Below are 20,102 nucleotides of genomic sequence, written 5' to 3'. Positions count from 1 at the left end.
TGTTCAAATGGCGATTCAGCGTTTAATTGGTTTTGGGAAAAAAGAAGAGTTTAAGGAGATTTTGGCAATTTTAAGAAGGCAGAAGCCTGATAGGATAAGGGTTCTGTGAAATTTGTCGTGTACAGAGATAAATTATAAGAAAACTTTGGCATGTTTAGCTGTAGCAGTATCATTTACCGGTTGTACCACGATTGCCGATTTAGCAGGTGCAGATTCTGCAACTTTAAATCTACAAGCAACACAGTCGTATAATGCGATGTTAAAGGACGCGCAAAGTAAACAAGTATTGGATACGAAGTCTGCAACATATCAAAAAGTAAATCGCGTCTTCCTGAAAATGAAACCTTTCGCTGATCAAATGAACCAGACTGGGCAGGCTTTTGATTGGAAAGTGGCAGTAATTAAATCAAAAGAAATTAATGCCTATGTCGCTCCGGGCGGAAAAGTGGTGTTTTATACTGGTATCGTTGAAACCTTAAAACTGACGGATGATGAAGTTGCAGCCATTATGGGGCATGAGATGGTTCATGCTTTAGAAGAGCATTCAAAAAATAAAATTGGTGCAACTGCATTAACGAATCTTGCTGTCGGTATTGGTGCGCAATACGTTGGAAATGCAGCAGGTGGTTATGGTGCGACCTTATTGGACTTGGGGAGTCAATTTGGCGTTGGACTGCCATATTCACGTAATTTAGAAAGCCGCGCAGACAAAGGCGGTCTCGTGATGATGGCGAAAGCGGGTTATAACCCAGAAGCTGCAATTTCACTTTGGACAAAAATGAACGCGAATGACAATCGTGGTAATGACGCACTGAGCAAGTTTATGTCAACGCATCCAAGTAACAATGACCGGATTGCAGCCATGAAAAAAATGATGCCTGAAGCGCAGCAATATTATAAAAATGCATCGCCAGCAGTGGTACGTCGTTAATTTATTTTGATGATTGTCTAAAGTTTCGAGACTAAAGTTGCATTTTGGTGAGCTATACACGGTATGTGGACTTGCTAAAATGCAAACTTGAAAGAGGAGTGTAGTGCAGGATGCAGAAAAATATTTCCACCACAATTTTTTATTCATTATTGTTTGCGATGGGCGGCGCACCAACCATCGCCATGATGATTATTCGTGGACAAACACAAGATCCACAAGTGATCTATCAAGCACTAATTGGTTTATCTGTCATTATTGCTTGTATTTTGGTGCCTATAGTTTTAATTCAAAATGCTTATCTATTTCTTAAACGTAATGACGTCGTGCTTGAGCAAAAAATTAAGCCCGTGTTACATGTATATTTGGTGTTGAATGTAATTTGCTTGGCGTATTGGTTGATCATTCAGTTTTTGGCTAAATAAAGTTACATAAATACTATTATAAGTCGCTATATCTTCGTTTTCTGCTTCTGACCTTCAGAATATAATGTCACAATTATTTACTTATATTTTAACGGTCTGGAGTAATTTCAGTGAAGAAAATAATTCTAACAAGCTTATGCGTAGCAGGCGTATTGACTGTTTCTGGTTGTGCAACTGTTGCAGATATGGCAGGTGCTGATACTGCGACATTAAATGCTCAGGCAACTCAAAGTTATAACCAAATGGTTACCGACGCACGTTCTAAAAATCAGCTCGATACCTCTTCGAGTACATATAAGCGCATTAATACTGTATTCCAAAAACTGCGTCCTTATGCAGATCAAATGAATCAAACCGGTCAGGCTTTCCAATGGCAACTGGCTGTGATGAAATCAGATCAAGTTAATGCCTTTGTAGCACCAGGAGGTAAAGTGGTGTTCTATACAGGTATTGTAAATAAATTAAACCTGACTGATGCTGAAATTGCAGCAGTTATGGGACATGAGATGGTGCATGCTTTAGAAGAACATGCGAAAAGTAAGTTGGGTGCGCAAGCCTTAACGGATTTAGCGTTAAATATTGGTTTAAGTGCAGCAGGTAATAATGTTGGTCAATTGGGTACAGCTGCTGCGCAGTTGGGTAGTCAAATTGGTGTAGGTTTGCCATATTCACGTTCATTAGAAAGTCGTGCTGACCAAGGTGGTTTAATGTTGATGGCACGTGCAGGTTATAACCCGCAGGCGGCAATTACACTTTGGGAAAAAATGAACAAACTTGAAGGGGCTGGTGGTTCGTCTTTCCTTTCTACTCACCCTTCAAACTCACAACGTATCGAAGCTATGCGTAAAAACTTGCCAGCGGCACAACAACTCTATAACCAACGTAAATAATTGTTTGGTGTAAAAAAAAGCAGGCTTCGGTCTGCCTTTTTTATTTATAAATCGTCTAACATTGAATTGCTTTTTTGAAAGCAATAAAAAGGCAAAGTAAAAACTTTGCCTTTTTGGTGTAGATCTAAAAGATCTTAGTGATGGTGACCACCTGCACCGTGTACGTGACCGTGGTCAAGTTCTTCAGCAGAAGCTTCACGGATTTCAACGATTTCAACTTCGAAAGTTAAATCTTGGCCAGCAAGTGGGAAGTTCGCATCAACGATTACGTTGTCGCCTTCAACAGATTTAACAGTAACGATTTGAACGCCATCATCAGTTTGAGCTTGGAATTGCATGCCCGCTTGGATGTTGTCTACGCCTTGGAACATTTGCGCAGGAACTTCTTGAACTAGGTCTGGGTTGTATTCGCCATAACCTTCAGCAGCAGGTACATTTACAGTGAATTTTTCACCAACTGTTTTACCTTCAAGTGCTTTTTCAAGACCTGGGATGATGTTGCCAGCGCCGTGCAAATACGCTAGTGGTTCACCTTGAGATTGGTCAAGAGTTTCACCCTCAGCATTAGTCAATGTGTAGTGGAAAGAAACCACAGAGTTATTTGCAATAGCAGTCATGTTATTGATCCATTCAATTTTTTAAGGGTTACATCATAAAGTGAAATTGCATTTTTGTAGACTAAATTTATCAAAAAAATGCAATTTTTGGACATTTATAATGCTTTCATCTTAAATAGGGACGATTATTTGAATTTCAATGCAATTTTATTTTTGGTGCAATTTTTCGTGTAACAAAATCTTTAGCTGTCAGCAAACCTGCATGGGTATAACCATAAATCGTCGCTTGATGCATACGATAAAGGGAAACGTACATTGATTTTGCAACAAAGCCTTGTACATTGACTTGACCTAATAATTCACCGACCGCTTTATGTTTACTCAGTGAAACCAACGAACCTTTGTCTGAGAATACAAACATAGGGAGCTGTTCTCCGCGTAAACGTGCCTTTAAGCAGTCTACTAGGAACGATGCTTGCTGACTTGCAACCTGCGCTCTCGGGCCTAATACAGGCTCATCTGCGCGCGGTTGGCAGTGTGCACAATCACCAAAGGCGAAAATATCTGGATGTGCTTTGGTTTGTAAGGTGGCATAAACACTGAGACGGCCCATACGATCTTTTTCAAAGCCATCTAATTTATGAATTACTTCAGGGGTTTTTATACCAGCTGCCCATACTTTGAGTTCAGCATTAATGCTGCTGCCATCATTAAAATAAACTTTTTCAGCATCTACTTTTTCAACACGCTTCGCAGTTAATACTTCAACTTTCATGCGTTCTAGTTGTTGTTTGGCATGCTCAGCCATTTTTTCCGGCAGGGCAGGTAAAATTCTATCTGCACCTTCAATCAGATTAATTTGAACACTTTTCGGATGAATTTTGTTTAAACCATATTTATAAAAATTGTGCTTGGCTTGCACAAGTTCTGCTGACAACTCTACGCCAGTCGCGCCTGCGCCAATAATGGCAATTTTAAGTTCACGTTGAGCATCGCTATTTTGTGCATCTAGATACAGCTGTAGAAGGTCTTGTTGAAAAACTTCAGCTTGTTGCAAGCTGTCGAGGTAATGACAATGTTCATAAACCCCTGGTGTGTTGAAGTCATTTGAAACAGAGCCTACCGCAAGCACAAGTGTGTCATAAGCTAAATCAAGTTGCTCATTTTGGGCTTCGTATTTACCTTGCTGGACTTTACTGAGTTGAATTGTTTTTTTGGATGGATCAACGTTTTCAAGTTTAGCTAAAACAAATTCATAATGATGTTTTGCCGCATGTGCATAGTAGTTAATTTCTTCATCACTAATTGACATCGTTCCTGCTGCAATTTCATGTAGCAGTGGTTTCCAAACATGGGTCAGTTTCATGTCAACCAGTGTTATACGTGCTTTTTTTTTCTTACCGAGTAAGTCGCCTAGTTGTGTGACCAGCTCCAGACCGCCCGCACCACCACCGACAATAACGATATGATGTAACTTGGAATTATCCGCGTTATTCATTGATATACCTATTTATTATTTTAAGAAAAGGAAGATGACAAGAGTATGCCATCTTCTTTTTTAGCTGAATAACGAATTGTCTTACAAGTTACATAATCACATCACTGACCAATTGGGTAGGTTTTCAGTTCAGTAGTTTCATTTGAAAAAATACTGAATAAGCTTTTAATCCACATAAAGAAACGTTCAAAAATATTAGCTTCTTCAATTTGAACATTATCTTCAATATCAAAGGTATTGATTAATTTATTATTTTGATAGACCGAAACAGTGGCTAATTTCATCACTTCAGCAAGTGGCGCAGTGAGTTCCTGTTTGTTCATTTCTACATTCATTTTGGTTTGCGTTTCATGCAGTGGTTCAATAGCTTGAATTTGTCCATTGCCTGTATTGAGCATAATGCGTTGTTGAAGTTGATCAAATGCTTGAAGATCAATGGCATAAGCCTGATCGTATAAAGAGGTGGTGATAAGTTTAGGTTTTTTGGTTTCAACTTTAAACATTTTCAAGGTTGATTTCACTACAGGCAATTCAGCAATCAATTGTTTATCTTTAATCGCAACTTCATTACGTGTGTAGGTATAAGCTAGGTTCATTAAACGATGAGCAACTTCAGCACGTTTAATTCCGCTTTTAGCACCCATGACTACCACAATTAAACGACGCTCTGGTGCTTCTATATTTGCCATAGGTCGATTGGCGGTAAGTGCTAAATTGTAGCCAGCTGCTTTTGTAAAGCCCGTTTTAAGACCATCTACTGAAGGATCTTGTTTGAGTAAAATATTGGTGGCGCGATGAAATCGCTGGTTATAGCTAAAACTTTGTTGTTTTGAATAATAAAGATAATCTGGTGTTTCGGTAACCAGTGCTTGAGCTAAACGCGCAAGATCAGCTGCTGAAGAGTAATGATCAGGCATGGTAATGCCAGCTGGATTTTGAAAGTGTGTATCCTTCATACCTAAAGCTTTTGCTTCTTTGTTCATGCGATCAATAAAGCGAGGAACATCACCTGAAATACGTTCCGCTAAAGTAACGGCTGCATCATTTGCAGACATAACCACTAAACCAGCAAGCAACTGATCTACAGATATTTGCTCACCTTGTTTAAGGTACATTTGCGATTCATCCCATTGCACGATTTGTACCACAGGCGTTGCGGTTAAAATTTCATCTTTACGTAGATGGCCAGCTTGAATTTCTTTTAATGCGATATAACCCACCATCATTTTGGTTAGGGATGCTGGTGCACGTTGCACATGACTATTATGCTCCGCAATCACTTGGCCAGATTGAGGGTCTAAAATGGTCCAAGCTTCTGCTTCGACAGTTTCAGGCATAACATTTAATAGGGTGGCATTTGCTATCGTGGAGCATAGAAAACTAAGCAACGCGATGAGGTAGATCACGGGTTTCAATGAGGTTCCTTAACCAACCATTCCGTTGGTGGTAAAACGAAAAAATTTTTAGGCATGCTATGCCTTTTTTTTTCTGCTGACTAGTCAAAATTGTAGACAATTGCGACAGTTCCGCATTCAGTTGTAAAAAATGTTAAGCTAATTGATAAGTTATCTTTCAATTATTTTATATTGCCCATGATGTTGCATTATCAAATCGAATTCGACGATTATCGTCAGCATTTAGTCCATGTGACTGCGCGTTTTCTAGCGAACCCTACGCAAGTGCTTTCTTTGCCTACTTGGATACCGGGAAGCTACCTGATTCGCGAATTTTCAAAGCATATTGAAGCTGTTCGTGCTTATGATGAAGATGGTCGATTATTACAAATTGAAAAATTTGAAAAGAATAAATGGCGCTTATTTAATACCGACCATGAGCTAATTACAGTTGAATACGATGTATATGCTTATGACTTGTCTGTACGTGGTGCTTATGTTGATCAAACACGTTTGTATGTCAATCCAGCATGTGCATGTTTAGGTCTGGATGGGCAGGAAAATACGCCTATTGAAGTCGAAGTATTTTTACCTCCAGAACTTAAACATTTCCAATTGGCAACTGGTCTAAAATCGAAGAGCTTTGTAAAAGGTCGCTATACTTTATATGCGGACAATTATGCTCAATTAATTGATGCACCTTTTGAATTAGCAGAACAAACGCGTTTTAGCTTTGAAGCTAGCGGTATTCCGCATGAGTTTGTGGTATCTGGTCAGCATGCAATGAATGCTGAGCGTATGCAGCAAGACATTGAAAAAATCTGTACTACAGAAATTAGCATGTTTGGTTCAGCACCATTCAAAGACTATACCTTTATGACCATGGCGACAGGCAATAGCTATGGTGGGCTTGAGCATCCAAATAGCACAAGTTTGATTAGTCCGCGTGATGACTTGCCTAAAGCAGATGAACCTGTTGAGCCATCTGCAGATTATCAACGTTTCCTAGGTTTATGCAGTCATGAATACTTCCATTCATGGTTGGTAAAATTTATTCGTCCAGAAAATTTTGTGAATTATGATCTTAACAAGGAAAGTTATACGTCTTTGTTATGGATCTTTGAAGGATTTACTTCATATTATGATGACTTGATTTTGCTGCGTAGTGGTGTGATTAATCAAGATTCATATCTGAAATTGTTAAAAGCACAGATTGATCGTTATTTGCAAAATCCAGGCCGTGGAATTCAAACGGTGGCTGAGTCGAGTTTTGATGCTTGGGTGAAATTCTACCGTCAAGATGAGAACTCAAATAATGCGGGCACGAGCTATTACAACAAAGGCTGTTTAGTTGCACTTTGCTTAGACCTTGGCTTACGCTTACGTGGTTCGAGCCTTGATGCTTTAATGCGTAAGTTGTTTGAAAATGCGCAAAATGGCATTCAGGTAAATGAACGTACAATTTTCAATTTATGTAATGAATTGACGGGCGATAACTGGTTGGAGCAAATCAACCATCTGATTAATACTACTGATGAGCTGCCACTTGATCAATTATTCCCTGAGTTTGGGGTGTCATATACATTCAAGCAGGACAAATCGCTCCCATTCGGCTTGAAACTTGCGGATAAGCCAGAAGGTGTATTGGTGCAACAGGCGCGCCGCGACTGCGTGGCCGCAAAAGCAGGCCTTTCTGCAAATGATGTGATTATTGCTATTGATGGTATAAAAGCTACAACGAAATTATTGGAAAAATTTGCAAAACGTGAAGGTCGCTTTATCGTGTTTGCATTCCGACGAGATGAGCTGATGCAGTTTGAACTTCAAGGTGGTATTACTGAACTTGCAGAAGTTGAATTAAAGGTTGATGATCAGGCCAAAGCTGAAAAGTGGTTGAATATTTAATTCAATCAATTAACGAAATAAAAAACCCATATTTTTATGGGTTTTTTATTATCTATTGAGCGTCATAACATTTTTAACTTGCTCACATGGCTTTGATAAAAACTTAGATTTTTTGATTTTGCTTTTAAGTCATCTACAAGTTGTTGGGTAATAATCGTTTCTATAAGCTTAGGATCAATTTTAGTCGAAGTTAATTCAACATCTGTGAGTTGTGAAATAGTCTTTCTTTGAATGAATTGGTGATCCAAATAAGCTTGAATAATGTCATCTGTTTTTGAGTCCTCACGGCAAACAGAAATTACGACTCGACCAGTTTGAATTGATTCAGACAACATGGTTGAACTGTCGTCCTCGGTGACAAATATGAATTCGCTACGTTTGAATACATCACAAATTGAGGTTGAGGATTGAGGGCATACGAGTTCAATATTTTTACTTTGTAAATAACTGATGGTCTTAGAAGTCAGTGTTGGTGTACGTCGTGAGCATACCACCGTCGCTTTAAATTTATGTAACTCTGAAAATTGAACAAAATTTTCAATCATCTGAATAAAATCAAGTTCAGTGAATGGATATTCATGTGTAGGGCCGCCAATAAGCAGACATGCTTCATGATTTGAAGGGATATTGACTAAACGGGTAATTTTAGAAGGTACGGCACCCGTTGGAATAATAATCTGTCTCCCCCGCATGATTTTCAGGGATAGTCGTTATGGTCCAATCAATTAAACGCCAATTAAATTTTCTTGTTCCACCTGCATAGATGAGAGGGATGTTAAAGCGTTGCGACAAGTATGCTGCATAAATTAAATTCGGCATACCTGAGCATACGATAACATCTGTATGCTCCAAATTTGGTGTTGGAAATTTAAAAATAAGACGCGCCGCAGCTGTATATAAACGTGGGAAGTTCGATAGTTTTTTAAAAAGACTTACAAGATGTTTTGATAAAAATGGAATCTGAAATAATTCAGCTTGCAGGAAAAACCTTTTTTCAATCATTTCAGACACAGCAATAGACGGATTCAAATGACCAACACGGTTATCATGAATTACAAGCACTTTATTTCTATCGCGATTAAATGGCGTGTTCATAATTTCTGTTTAAATATTCAACGTTTAAATTGTTATAACTGATTTTAAACATAAAATATGAAAATAATCTTAAATAATTGTTACGTTCCTAAACTTTTGTGAAAAATAAAAAAGCCCACGAATGTGAGCTTTTAATAGTTTTTAAATGACTGGATTAACGACCATTACGTCCGCGTGCACGTGGCGCTTTGGTATTTGGGCGGGTTGTACCATTGGTGCGACGTTTTGGCTTTTCATGTTCTTCCATTTGCCAAATACGTTTAGTACCAGACTTTTTAACAGAACCATCTTTGTTCTTACGAACCATTGGCTTACCACCTGTACCACCAGGTTTTTTCACATAAGAACGTGAACGATATGGTTCTTCGGCAGGCACATTTTGGAAGTCTGGATAGAGTAAGGGTTCGATCTCTTTTGTTTCGCCTGGTTTTAGTTGCATCTGAACTAAACTAATGCCACCAATTTGCGTACGAATTAAACGTAAAGTTGGGAAACCAACCGCAGCAGTCATACGACGTACTTGACGGTTTCGACCTTCACAAATAGAAATTTCAACCCAAGACGTTGGAACTGAAGCGCGGAAACGAACAGGAGGATCGCGCTCCCATAACCATTCAGGCTGTTCAACTTTATGTGCTTTGGCTGGAAGTGTCATGCCATCCTTAAGCTCAACACCTTTACGAAGTTGCTCTAAAGCTTCTTCAGTAACATCACCTTCAACTTGCACCAAGTACGTTTTAAATTTTTTATTGGCAGGGTTGGTGATGTATTGATTGAGACCACCATGATCTGTGAGGAAAACCAGACCTTCCGAGTCCATATCTAGGCGACCTGCTAAACGCAAAGTAGGGTCGTCTACGAAGTCCGACATGGTCATGTGTGCTTCGTCTTTACGGAATTGGGAGAGCACGTCATATGGCTTGTTAAGAATGACGATTTTCATAAAAAATGACTTCTTTAAATGTATGAATATGGAAAATATGGTGATTTATTAAACAGAGAAATGATGTTATTTCTCATATAAATCTCCAAAAAAGGTAATTTCAATTAATCTATTATGCGATAAGAAAGGAGGAAAGTATTGCCTAATCGGTAAATATTTTCAAAATCGCGAGATATAGAGGGAGAACCTAGATAATGGGTTATCAGAAGATCGTTGTTCCTGCGGATGGTAGTAAAATTACCGTAAATGCAGATTTATCACTGAATGTACCAAAAAATCCAATTATCCCATTTATTGAGGGAGATGGAATTGGTGTGGATATTACACCAGCAATGAAAGCAGTGGTAGATGCTGCTGTGCAAAAAGCATACGGTGGTAAGCGCTCTATTGAGTGGATGGAAGTTTATTGCGGCGAAAAAGCCAACAAAATTTATGGCACGTATATGCCTGAAGAAACACTAGATGCCTTAAGAGATTATGTGGTTTCTATTAAAGGGCCATTAACCACACCTGTCGGTGGTGGGATTCGTTCACTTAATGTTGCACTGCGACAAGAATTAGATTTATACGTATGTGTCCGTCCAGTTCGTTGGTTTGAAGGTGTACCTTCACCAGTGCAACACCCTGAATTAACCGATATGGTGATTTTCCGAGAAAATTCAGAAGATATTTATGCGGGGATTGAGTGGAAAGCAGATTCACCCGAAGCGAAAAAAATTATTAAATTTTTAAAAGAAGAAATGGGTGTTACCAATATTCGTTTCGAAGAAAATTGCGGGATAGGCATTAAACCGGTGTCTAAAGAAGGCACACAGCGACTGGTGCGTAAAGCCATTCAGTTTGCTATTGATAATGACAAACCGAGTGTCACTTTAGTGCATAAAGGTAATATCATGAAATATACTGAAGGTGCATTTAAAGAGTGGGGCTATGAGGTTGCACTAGAGCGATTTGGTGGTGAACTTTTAGATGGTGGGCCGTGGGTGAAAATTAAAAACCCAAAAACTGGCAAAGATATCATTATTAAAGACGTTATTGCGGATGCATTCTTGCAGCAAATTTTAATGCGTCCTGCCGATTATTCAGTCATTGCGACATTAAACTTAAACGGTGATTATATTTCAGATGCTTTGGCGGCTGAAGTGGGTGGAATAGGTATTGCTCCAGGTGCAAATATTGGTGGGGCGGTGCAAGTATATGAAGCAACGCACGGTACAGCCCCAAAATATGCAGGACAAGATAAAGTGAATCCAGGTTCGATTATTTTGTCTGCGGAAATGATGCTCCGTAATATGGGCTGGATTGAAGCTGCCGATTTAATTATCAAAGGTATATCTGGTGCGATTGCAGCAAAAACGGTCACTTATGATTTTGAGCGCTTAATGCCAAATGCAACGTTATTGCGTTGCTCAGAGTTTGGGCAAGCGGTGATTGAAAATATGGAATAAATGCTTACATAGCGTGAAAAGACTCGTTTAGGCGGGTCTTTTTTTATCTCAAATTTTAAATATTCATTTAAAAAGAGGATGGGAAGTGTATGTAGCTACATACAGAAATAGATTTTCACATTGCTAGAATGTAACAAGACGTTTTGAAAAGCACCTATCCCGTGAATATTCGTAATTACAAAAAAGCTGTGATATTGATTTCTTAGTAAAAATTTCATGACGATTTTACAATGAAGTATTTGGACACATTTACTGGCTTGGCTTTGCAGGGATTGGGGGTACATTGGTTGATGTTCTTCAGTAGAAATACTTGATGACTCATCATGATGAAAAAGGAGAAATGAAATGTCTCGTAAACAGCATCAACAAAACCAGCAATCTGATCAGCAGCAACAACAAAATGATCAGCAACAGCAACAGCAACAGCAACAGCAACAAGACAACCAGCAGCAAAAGAAACAAAAACAGCAACCACATCAACGAAATCAAAAACAGCAACATTATTGATTTGACTGAGCTGTCATTTCAATCATTCGCGAGTGCTTTTAAATTTATCGATAGCAACAATCTTTATGGCGGACGAGAAGGAGAGTAATTTGTCTCAGAAAAAGAAATCTCTTAAAAAGGAAATTAAAGCGAGGTTAAACAAAATTTCAAAACATAATTCTGTTTTGAAGAAACTACAAAAACGACTGAAAAAGTTATAGTCCTAAACCATTCATCAACTGAAAAGCCTGCCTATCGCAGGCTTTTCTTATAGGTTTGCACTATATTATTCAAAGTACATTAACTATTTTTAAGTTCAGAGTGTCGGTGTTTTCGTGTGAAGTAAAACAATTGCAGTGTACCCATAAGAAGGACTGTAGCGGCAATAATGAACTGCTGGTGATAACTCACGCCATAATGTTGTAACAAGCTAAAGCTTAGTCCACCTAAAAGTTGAATACTTGCAAAACACAGTGTCGCAATACTCCAAAGCTTTTTATATGCAGTGCCATAAATTTGTAGAATGGTATAAGAAGTAAGAAAGACTACCGCAGGATTTAATAAGCCTGTAAAAAACGATGACATAAAGGTGAATAGTGGGCTGTCATTCAAAACTGCAACAAATATTCCAAGTACATATAGGCTATACAGCACCTTTAATGCACCAATATTACCTAACCTTTGAGCGAGTAAATAAGCCGAAAATGCGCCCAGCGCACTCCCTGTGCCATATAAAATCCAATTGAGATTAATTCCAAGTGGAAATAAATGTAGGGTATTGGTGAGATAATCAATCCAAAATAGTGAATGGGGCACGTATGCAAATGCACTGGTGCTATATACGATGAGTAGGCAATAGTACAAAGCGCTAATCTTTTCTGAATTTTGTTGTGCCAGCGTTGGTGCGTTTAAATATTGTTTAAAGCCTTTTAGTAAATAACTGAGTATTACGCAAATGAATGTGGCAAAAGAAAATAAAATGATCCATGCGTACTGTGTGGAAATGTCGTGAATATAAGGAAGGAATAAGGTGGCCATGAGTACACCTAAACCGATACCACTAAAACCAATAAAATTGATTCTGAATCGATCTTTGAGCTCACAGCATTGCGCAACCACACTCGGTGACAGGATCATTAATAGTCCACCGCTGATCCCTGAAATAATACGCCATCCCATATACCAGTATTCAGAAAAACCTGAGAAAGCGCAGCTTAATAAGCTGATCGTTCCTGCAATAGCTGCAATCTGAATGTAACGTGTCATACTTCGATCTTGAGGGAGTTTCATTGCCCAGAAAGCACCGGCAAGATAGCCTAATAAATTGGCACTGCCTAGAATACTTGCGAAACTCGTACTCCAGCCAAAAGCTTCACGGGTTGAGGGAAGTAATGCAGTATATGAAAAACGAAGAATACCAATCCCTAGGCACATGCTAAGGCAAAGAAATAGACTGAGTCTTATTTTGTTTGAGGACATCCTGTACTCATGAATTTTTTATGATTGGTTAAAAAGTAACATAAATAAGATATTGAAAAGTAAACCAAGCTCAAAATTTGACTAAAGTCTGAGTCAGTCTATGTGCGACATGGTAAAAATCAAGGCTATAAAAAAACCGCACTCTAGTGCGGTTTTTTTAAGTAAATACTTAAAGCAATGTGTCTATTAACGCATTTTTGCCAAGAAACGACCTAAACGAGTAATTGCTTCACGAAGTTCATTTTCAGCAGGTAAGAACACCACACGGAAATGATCTGGAGTTGGCCAGTTGAAACCTGTGCCTTGTACTAAAAGAACTTTTTCAGCTTTCAAGAAATCCAACATGAATTTCTCATCATCTTGAATTGGGTAAATTTCAGGATCTAATTTAGGGAAGCAGTACATTGCGCCTTCAGGTTTAACACATGATACACCCGGAATATCGTTTAGCATTTCCCATGCGATATTGCGTTGTTCGTATAAACGACCACCTGGGCGAATAAGGTCATTAATTGACTGATAGCCACCTAATGCTGTTTGAATTGCATACTGTGCTTGATGATTGGCACATAGACGCATTGAAGCCAACATGTCTAAACCTTCGATATAATCAAGCGCTCGTGATTTATCACCGGTAATAGCCATCCATCCTGAACGATAGCCTGCAATACGGTACGCTTTTGATAAACCATTAAATGATACGCAAAGCTGATCACCAGCTAAAGCTGCGACAGAAACATGTTCAATGCCGTCGTATACGATTTTGTCGTAAATTTCATCCGCGAATAAAATCAGGTCGTATTTTTTAGCAAGGGCAACAATTTGCTCAAGTACATGACGTGGATATACAGCACCCGTTGGGTTGTTCGGGTTAATAATGACAATACCACGTGTATTTGGCGTGATTTTGCTTTCCATATCTGCAATGTCTGGATACCAGAAATTTTCTTCATCGCATTTATAGTGAATAGCTGTACCACCTGATAGGTTTACCGCTGCTGTCCATAGTGGATAGTCAGGCATTGGAACCAACATCTCATCGCCATCATCCAATAAGCCTTGCATTGCCATAACAATAAGTTCAGAAACACCATTTCCTACATACACGTCATTGACGTGCATGTTGAGAATGCCTTTTTGTTGGTAATACTGGCAGATCGCTTTACGTGCTGGGAAAATACCTTTTGAGTCGGTATAGCCGATAGCGTTTGGCAGATTTAATGCCACATCGTTAATAATTTCTTGTGGTGCTTCAAAACCAAATGGGGCTGGGTTGCCGATATTCAGTTTAATAATTTTATGCCCAGCTTCTTCCATTTCGTTGGCCGCTCGCAACACTGGCCCGCGAATGTCGTAGCAAACGTGCTCGAGCTTAGACGATTTCTTAATTTCGCGTGGGGTGTTGATAATGTTCGGCATTTTTATAGTCTCGGAAGGAGTGGAGGTCACTTTTGCATAACGATATAAATAGCTTTTAAATGTCTCGGTTGTTACTAAATCGAGATGATGTTCATCTCTGAGTAAGGCAACAATTTTTTCATGCGTAAACCCTGCCTGTTGATATTGTTTAATCGTGGGCAGTAGATTTTTAAAAATTACGCTTTTTTTCTGCGACATTTTTTAATCCTGAGCAAGAGTAGGACTAAGCCTAACACTAAATTTTCTGACAAAAAAGCATTTAATTTTTAAATTTGCTCACCTTGATTTTTTATTTGCTTACTTTTTGCTTTTAAGGACATTATATAGATTTTGTAAATTGTTGAATAAAGACTAGAAATTTAGGATTGGATAACGTAAATATAGGATTATCCTATTTTAAATAGCACGATATAAAGGGACGTCATTATGGGAAAACTCAATAAAACAGAAAGGGAATGGCAACGAGAATTATCGCCTGAAGAGTTTCGCATTACGCGTCAGAAGGGGACTGAGCAAGCATTCACAGGCAAATATTGGAATACTAAGCAACAAGGAACTTATACCTGTCGTTGTTGTGGTGAGCCGTTATTTTCTTCGGAAACCAAATACGATAGTGGATGTGGTTGGCCAAGTTTTTATAAGCCAATTGAGCCTTCAGTGGTTGATGAAAATGTAGATACGACGCACGGTATGGTCAGAACTGAAATTGTTTGTCATCATTGTGACGCACATTTAGGGCATGTTTTCCCTGATGGACCACAGCCGACAGGTTTACGTTACTGTATCAATTCGGCGTCATTAGAATTAGAAACAAAAGAAAAAAATGATGAGGAAACTTATCCATGACCACCATTCACCAGTTTGAAGCAGAATTACTGGACGGTACCAATAAGTCCTTTGCTGATTATGATGGCAAGGTTTTATTAATCGTAAATACAGCCAGTAAATGTGGATTTACACCGCAATTTGCGGGTTTAGAGAAAATTTACGAACAATATAAAAATCAAGGCTTAGAAGTTTTGGGATTCCCGTGTAACCAATTTGGTGGGCAAGATCCAGGCTCAAACGATCAAATAGGGGCGTTTTGTCAAAAAAATTATGGCGTGTCTTTTCCGATGTTTGCCAAAGTAAATGTAAAGGGGCCTGAAGCGCATGTGATTTTCCGATACTTAACCAATAATTCTAAGGGTGTATTGGGTAATGGTATTAAATGGAACTTCACCAAGTTTTTAATTGGCAAAAATGGGCAAGTTATTAACCGCTATGCACCGACAACTAAACCTGAAACATTAACCGAAGATATTGAAAAAGCCTTAGCTCAAGCTTAACGGCTTAAGTATATTTTATGATAAAGGCGCGCTAGCGCCTTTATTTTTATCTAGATGTTTTATACTGACTTCTGTTTATTTGAAGGCCATAAAATTGTTTAAGCGACGGATTAAATATCACATTTGTATCGTATTGTGTGTTTCAACTTTATGTATCAGTGCAGCTTGGGCAGAAACCAATCTTGATCGCACAAAAGATACTCGGGTTAGTGAGCTATTAAAACTGTTGAAAACGCCTGTAGCAGAATATGAACCAACACGTGTTGCAGATGTTGTTGATCCTAAACTTAAGAGAAAAAAATATGTTGTTTCTTGGGTGAATGCACCGCTATATAAAGGTTCTCTAATTGAGAAAAAAGACTATAAACATCCTGTAAAAATTGAACTCACTGTCATTGCATCAACAGGTTATATTGGCAGCTCGAAGATTATTGCAAGTTCTGGTTCGAAAAGTTTTGATTTGAAAGTTCAGAAGTCTCTATTGGTTGCACGACTTGAGCCAATCCCCATGGTTGATAAAAATCTTAGCTATACAGTTGAACATGAATTTAGTATGACTCCACCGCAATAATTGGCTTGCCGAGTGTTATTTTTGACGTTTATGAATAAGGGGATTTAAAGCCCTGATCAGTTTTAGTGTACGGCTCTAAAACAGATTTATATTGTATTGCTAAGTTTAAAGCATTAAAAAATATCAGTTAAGTCATTAGCTAACGCAATTAAGTTAAGTAAACCTTAATAAAAAATTACAATCAAAAAATATAAGTTAATAAAAAAATCACATAGAGAAATTTAAAATGAAAAGATAAATGCTAATAATTATCATTTATTATATGGGCGTATTTTTTAGGATAATTCTCCCAATGTTAAAAATGAAGCAGCTTTGTGTGATGATGGCCTGCATTACTCAGGGGTTTACATATGCTTATGCCAGTGAAGGGACTGAAACGACTCATTCAATTGCAAATGCTTATAACACTGCTGTGCAAACTTTAGATGCAATTAATGTGGTTGTGAGTGCGGATGCATCTGCAAATGGCTTAATGAAGCCTTATGCAGGTGGGCAAGTCGCTACTGGAGGTAAAGTCGGTATTTTTGGTAATCAGAAAAATTTAGAAACGCCATTTAATATCACCAGCTATACCAATCAATATATCCAAGATCGCCAAGCAAAAAGTGTCGGGGAAGTTTTACAAGCCGATGCAGGGGTTCGAACTGCAAAAGGATATGGGAATTTTCAAGAAGCTTATTTTATCCGTGGTTTTGCACTCGCATCCGATGACACGGCATACAATGGTCTTTATGGCATATTGCCGCGACAATATATTCCAACAGAGCTCTTTGAACGTGTCGAAGTTTTTAAAGGTGCCTCAGCATTTTTAAATGGAGCAATTCCAGGTGGAACGGGGATTGGTGGATCAATTAACTTACTGCCTAAACGTGCCAGTAATGATCCTTTAACTCGCGTTACTATAGGTACAAACTTTAATGGTGGCTATGTAGCTTCGGATGTATCCCGTCGTTTTGGTACTGATGATAAATTCGGTGTCCGTGTAAATACTGCTTACCATGATGGTGGAACTGAAGTTGATAAAGAAAATAAAACTTTGGGGTTGGCTGCTCTTTCTGCTGATTATAAAGGTGACCGATTCCGTTTATCTGGCGATTTAGGCTATAACAATAACCGTCTTTCTGAAAACCGTCCGAGTTTACGTTTAACTAATGCAGTTGCACAGATTCCGAGTGCTTCACAATATGCCAATTATCATGGTCAAGCATGGACGTATTCAAACGAGGAGGACATCTTCGGGAGTGTACGCGGAGAATATGATCTTAGCGATGCAACTACAGCCTATGCAGCCTATGGTTTTCGTAAATCGGAAGAAGCAGGTGTCTATTCTAGTCAGCAATTAAGTGACACCGAAGCAGGCCCAGCAAAACTTTCTGCATCAATGATTCCACGTAAAGACACCAATCATAGTGCTGAAATTGGCTTAAAATCTAAATTTGAGACCGGTGCTTTTAAACACCAAGTAGTAGCTTCTAGTTCGATCTACCGTGCTGATAAGCGTTATAGCTATGGTTATGCGACCAGTTTGAACGATAATTTTTATGATCCAATTTATCCTGAAAATTCCAATATTGATAAATGGTTAGGCAAGGCTGGAGCATTTCCAAAAGCTGGTTTAAGTACATTTAAAAGTATTGCCTTGGGTGACAATATTTCAATGCTAGGTGATCGCTTGACCGTCATGCTCGGTGCGCGTTATCAAGAAGTGGATCAAGATGTATATTCTTACGGGACATATAAATACAACATTAATAAGCATCAGCTCACTCCAGCATTAGGGCTAAGCTATAAATTAACACCAGAATTATCAATGTATGCCAATTACATTGAAGCTTTGGTGCAAGGTGAAGCAATTTTAGATAGTGAAGGTAATAATTATCTTGCAGATCCATTTGTGTCGAAACAAAAAGAACTTGGTCTGAAATACGAAAACGGTCAGGTAGGTGGAACACTGAATTATTTCTTTACAGATCGACAAAAGGCTTCAGTCAATACTTCCGGTTCTGCACAAATCAGTCAAGCGACCAATATTCACCAAGGTATTGAGTTTAATGCCTATGGTCAACTGACTGATTCAATCAAAATATTGGGTGGGGCAACGTGGATTGATACTGAACAAAAAGACACCTATCAAGGGTTATTTGAGGGGCATCGTGTGATTGGTGTTCCTGAGTTCCAAGCGAATGTGGAAGCAGACTGGAAATTGCCAACTGAGCAGGACATCAGCTTAAATGGTCGTGTGGTGTATACCGGTTCAACCTATGCGAACAATGCCAATACGTTGAAACTAAACGATTGGACGCGTGTTGACGTGGGGGCGAACTATAAAACTCAAATTAATACAGTGCCTACCACTTTGAATTTTAGTGTCACAAATGTAATGGATAAAGATTATTGGGCTTCTGCTTCAGTCAATGATTACACGTATTTATCAATTAGTGAGCCTCGAACTTTTAAACTCAGTGCAACTTTTTACTTCTAAGTCTGCATAATGTCGACTTAAAAGTAAAAAATGCCCCAAATGTGGGGCATTTTTTACATCAAATAGATTGATTTAAACTGTTTAAAGTACAGCTTTCAAGCGACGAATAACTTCTTCACATTGAGCAATATCAGCAACCAATGCTAAGCGGACATGATTTTCACCTGGATTACCTTGTGCTGTATCACGTGACAGATAACGGCCTGGTAATACCTTAACATGTGCTTTTTCCATTAAGATTTTGGCAAAAGCTTCGTCATTGTCGACTTTTAACCAGTAATAAAAACCTGCATCGGGTTTTTGCAAAGGTAGTAAGTGACCTAGCTCACGTTGGAATAAATCAAATTTAGCACGGTATTGGACGCGATTTTCTTCGACATGTGCTTCATCATCCCAAGCGGCAATAGATGCAATTTGGTGTTGTACAGGCATGGCTGCGCCGTGATAAGTACGGTATTGAAGATAAGGTTTTAACAATGTAGCATCACCGGCAACAAAGCCCGAACGCATACCCGGCAAGTTTGAACGCTTAGACAATGAGTGGAAGACCACGCAGTTTTTAAAATCGTCACGACCGATTTCAGCACAGACTTCGAGTAATCCAATAGGTGCTTCATCAAACCAGAGTTCTGAATAGCATTCATCCGAAGCAATCACAAAGTCATATTTGTCTGAAAGGGCAATGAGTTTTTTAAACTGCTCTTTTGACAGAACTGCACCTGTTGGATTTCCCGGTGTACAGACAAATAACAACGCAGTTTTTTCCCAAACTTCTGCAGGAACTGCATCAAAGTCACCTAAGTAGTTGTTTTCTTCTGTGCAGTTAATGAAGTATGGTTCAGCACCTGCAAGTAAAGTTGCGCCTTCATAAATTTGGTAAAACGGATTTGGCATCACCACATAAGGTGTATCTTCACGTTTAACCAAAGCTTGTACAAACGAGAAAATCGCTTCGCGCGTACCAGAAACAGGCAGAACGTTGCTATCGGCACTAATGGTATTCAGTTTGAAACGACGCGTTAACCAATTGGCAATACTGGTGCGAAGCTCAGGCAAACCTTTACTGTTTGGATAAGTCGATAAGTGCTGGAAGTTGTCAATAATTGCTTGCTTCACAAACTCAGGTGCAGGATGTTTTGGTTCACCAATTGAAAGCGGAATTAAAGGCAAATCTGCTGGCTTCACATCCTGAAATAACTTATTGAGCTTTTCAAAAGGATAAGGGTGCAATAATGACAAACTGGAGTTCATGGA

The 20,102-nt window shown here is 38.7% G+C and carries 19 protein-coding genes; 10 read left to right on the top strand and 9 right to left on the bottom strand.

Annotation, left to right across the window (positions count from 1 at the left end):
• Positions 1-127 precede the first annotated feature (127 nt).
• The 3 genes from FTT84_RS07990 to FTT84_RS07980 all read left to right on the top strand — a co-directional run bounded on the left by FTT84_RS07990 (position 128) and on the right by FTT84_RS07980 (position 2,243).
• Positions 128-931 (top strand): M48 family metallopeptidase, encoded by an 804-nt coding sequence (locus tag FTT84_RS07990; protein ID WP_067762622.1) that lies wholly within the window; start codon positions 128-130, stop codon positions 929-931.
• Between the two features lie 110 nt (positions 932-1,041).
• Complete coding sequence (locus FTT84_RS07985) at positions 1,042-1,353, top strand: hypothetical protein (protein ID WP_180057424.1); 312 nt, start codon at positions 1,042-1,044, stop codon at positions 1,351-1,353.
• A gap of 110 nt (positions 1,354-1,463) precedes the next feature.
• A complete protein-coding gene (locus tag FTT84_RS07980; protein WP_067762620.1) occupies positions 1,464-2,243 on the top strand; it encodes a M48 family metallopeptidase in 780 nt (259 codons plus the stop codon).
• A 134-nt stretch (positions 2,244-2,377) separates the two neighbouring features.
• On the opposite strand, the gene slyD is transcribed toward FTT84_RS07980, so the two are convergent.
• The 3 genes from slyD to FTT84_RS07965 form a co-directional block, all read right to left on the bottom strand.
• Positions 2,378-2,860 (bottom strand): peptidylprolyl isomerase, encoded by a 483-nt coding sequence (gene slyD, locus FTT84_RS07975; RefSeq protein WP_067762619.1) that lies wholly within the window; start codon positions 2,858-2,860, stop codon positions 2,378-2,380.
• Between the two features lie 136 nt (positions 2,861-2,996).
• Positions 2,997-4,298 (bottom strand): NAD(P)/FAD-dependent oxidoreductase, encoded by a 1,302-nt coding sequence (locus FTT84_RS07970; protein WP_067762618.1) that lies wholly within the window; start codon positions 4,296-4,298, stop codon positions 2,997-2,999.
• 101 nt (positions 4,299-4,399) lie between these two features.
• Positions 4,400-5,713: a D-alanyl-D-alanine carboxypeptidase PBP6B gene (locus tag FTT84_RS07965; protein ID WP_067762617.1), complete on the bottom strand. Its 1,314-nt coding sequence runs from the start codon at positions 5,711-5,713 to the stop codon at positions 4,400-4,402.
• A 180-nt stretch (positions 5,714-5,893) separates the two neighbouring features.
• Between FTT84_RS07965 and FTT84_RS07960 the strand changes: the two genes are divergently transcribed.
• The gene (locus tag FTT84_RS07960) at positions 5,894-7,597 is read left to right on the top strand and encodes a M61 family metallopeptidase (protein WP_180080738.1); all 1,704 of its coding nucleotides are present in this window, start codon (positions 5,894-5,896) and stop codon (positions 7,595-7,597) included.
• Between the two features lie 62 nt (positions 7,598-7,659).
• On the opposite strand, the gene FTT84_RS07955 is transcribed toward FTT84_RS07960, so the two are convergent.
• The 3 genes from FTT84_RS07955 to FTT84_RS07945 form a co-directional block, all read right to left on the bottom strand.
• Positions 7,660-8,289 carry an ELM1/GtrOC1 family putative glycosyltransferase gene (locus FTT84_RS07955; RefSeq protein WP_180080718.1) on the bottom strand — a complete coding sequence of 210 codons (630 nt, stop codon included), beginning with the start codon at positions 8,287-8,289 and terminating at the stop codon, positions 7,660-7,662.
• Complete coding sequence (locus tag FTT84_RS07950) at positions 8,243-8,692, bottom strand: hypothetical protein (protein WP_180080719.1); 450 nt, start codon at positions 8,690-8,692, stop codon at positions 8,243-8,245. The genes FTT84_RS07955 and FTT84_RS07950 overlap by 47 nt, the downstream gene beginning before the upstream one ends.
• Before the next feature lie 154 nt (positions 8,693-8,846).
• Complete coding sequence (locus tag FTT84_RS07945) at positions 8,847-9,635, bottom strand: rRNA large subunit pseudouridine synthase E (protein WP_067762614.1); 789 nt, start codon at positions 9,633-9,635, stop codon at positions 8,847-8,849.
• A 194-nt stretch (positions 9,636-9,829) separates the two neighbouring features.
• Between FTT84_RS07945 and icd the strand changes: the two genes are divergently transcribed.
• Together icd and FTT84_RS07935 are read left to right on the top strand one after the other, a co-directional pair.
• On the top strand, positions 9,830-11,083 hold the full coding sequence (icd, locus tag FTT84_RS07940) for an NADP-dependent isocitrate dehydrogenase (RefSeq protein WP_067762613.1): 1,254 nt from the start codon (positions 9,830-9,832) through the stop codon (positions 11,081-11,083).
• A 345-nt stretch (positions 11,084-11,428) separates the two neighbouring features.
• Positions 11,429-11,590 (top strand): hypothetical protein, encoded by a 162-nt coding sequence (locus FTT84_RS07935; protein ID WP_155857597.1) that lies wholly within the window; start codon positions 11,429-11,431, stop codon positions 11,588-11,590.
• A gap of 279 nt (positions 11,591-11,869) precedes the next feature.
• Here the strand turns inward: FTT84_RS07935 and FTT84_RS07930 are convergent, their stop codons facing one another.
• Positions 11,870-13,048, bottom strand: a complete 1,179-nt coding sequence (locus FTT84_RS07930) for a YbfB/YjiJ family MFS transporter (protein ID WP_180080720.1) — start codon at positions 13,046-13,048, stop codon at positions 11,870-11,872.
• A 186-nt stretch (positions 13,049-13,234) separates the two neighbouring features.
• Positions 13,235-14,665, bottom strand: a complete 1,431-nt coding sequence (locus FTT84_RS07925) for a pyridoxal phosphate-dependent aminotransferase (protein ID WP_180080721.1) — start codon at positions 14,663-14,665, stop codon at positions 13,235-13,237.
• A gap of 228 nt (positions 14,666-14,893) precedes the next feature.
• Here FTT84_RS07925 and msrB point away from each other — a divergent pair, with 228 nt between their 5' ends.
• The 4 genes from msrB (at position 14,894) to FTT84_RS07905 (ending at position 18,848) form a co-directional block, all read left to right on the top strand.
• Positions 14,894-15,313, top strand: a complete 420-nt coding sequence (gene msrB, locus FTT84_RS07920; RefSeq protein ID WP_067762610.1) for a peptide-methionine (R)-S-oxide reductase MsrB — start codon at positions 14,894-14,896, stop codon at positions 15,311-15,313.
• Positions 15,310-15,795, top strand: coding sequence for a glutathione peroxidase (locus tag FTT84_RS07915; RefSeq protein ID WP_067762609.1), 486 nt, complete (start codon positions 15,310-15,312; stop codon positions 15,793-15,795). The genes msrB and FTT84_RS07915 overlap by 4 nt, the downstream gene beginning before the upstream one ends.
• A gap of 94 nt (positions 15,796-15,889) precedes the next feature.
• Complete coding sequence (locus FTT84_RS07910) at positions 15,890-16,366, top strand: energy transducer TonB (protein WP_180080722.1); 477 nt, start codon at positions 15,890-15,892, stop codon at positions 16,364-16,366.
• Positions 16,367-16,658: 292 nt separating this feature from the next.
• Positions 16,659-18,848: a TonB-dependent siderophore receptor gene (locus FTT84_RS07905; protein ID WP_180080723.1), complete on the top strand. Its 2,190-nt coding sequence runs from the start codon at positions 16,659-16,661 to the stop codon at positions 18,846-18,848.
• Between the two features lie 81 nt (positions 18,849-18,929).
• On the opposite strand, the gene dapC is transcribed toward FTT84_RS07905, so the two are convergent.
• Positions 18,930-20,099 (bottom strand): succinyldiaminopimelate transaminase, encoded by a 1,170-nt coding sequence (gene dapC / locus FTT84_RS07900; RefSeq protein WP_180058214.1) that lies wholly within the window; start codon positions 20,097-20,099, stop codon positions 18,930-18,932.
• Between the last annotated feature and the right edge of the window lie 3 nt (positions 20,100-20,102).

It is taken from the genome of Acinetobacter sp. YH01019 (assembly GCF_013420285.1).
GTDB lineage: Bacteria > Pseudomonadota > Gammaproteobacteria > Pseudomonadales > Moraxellaceae > Acinetobacter > Acinetobacter gandensis.
Note: the sequence above shows the minus strand (reverse complement) of the source record. Positions and strands in the feature narration are given on the sequence as shown.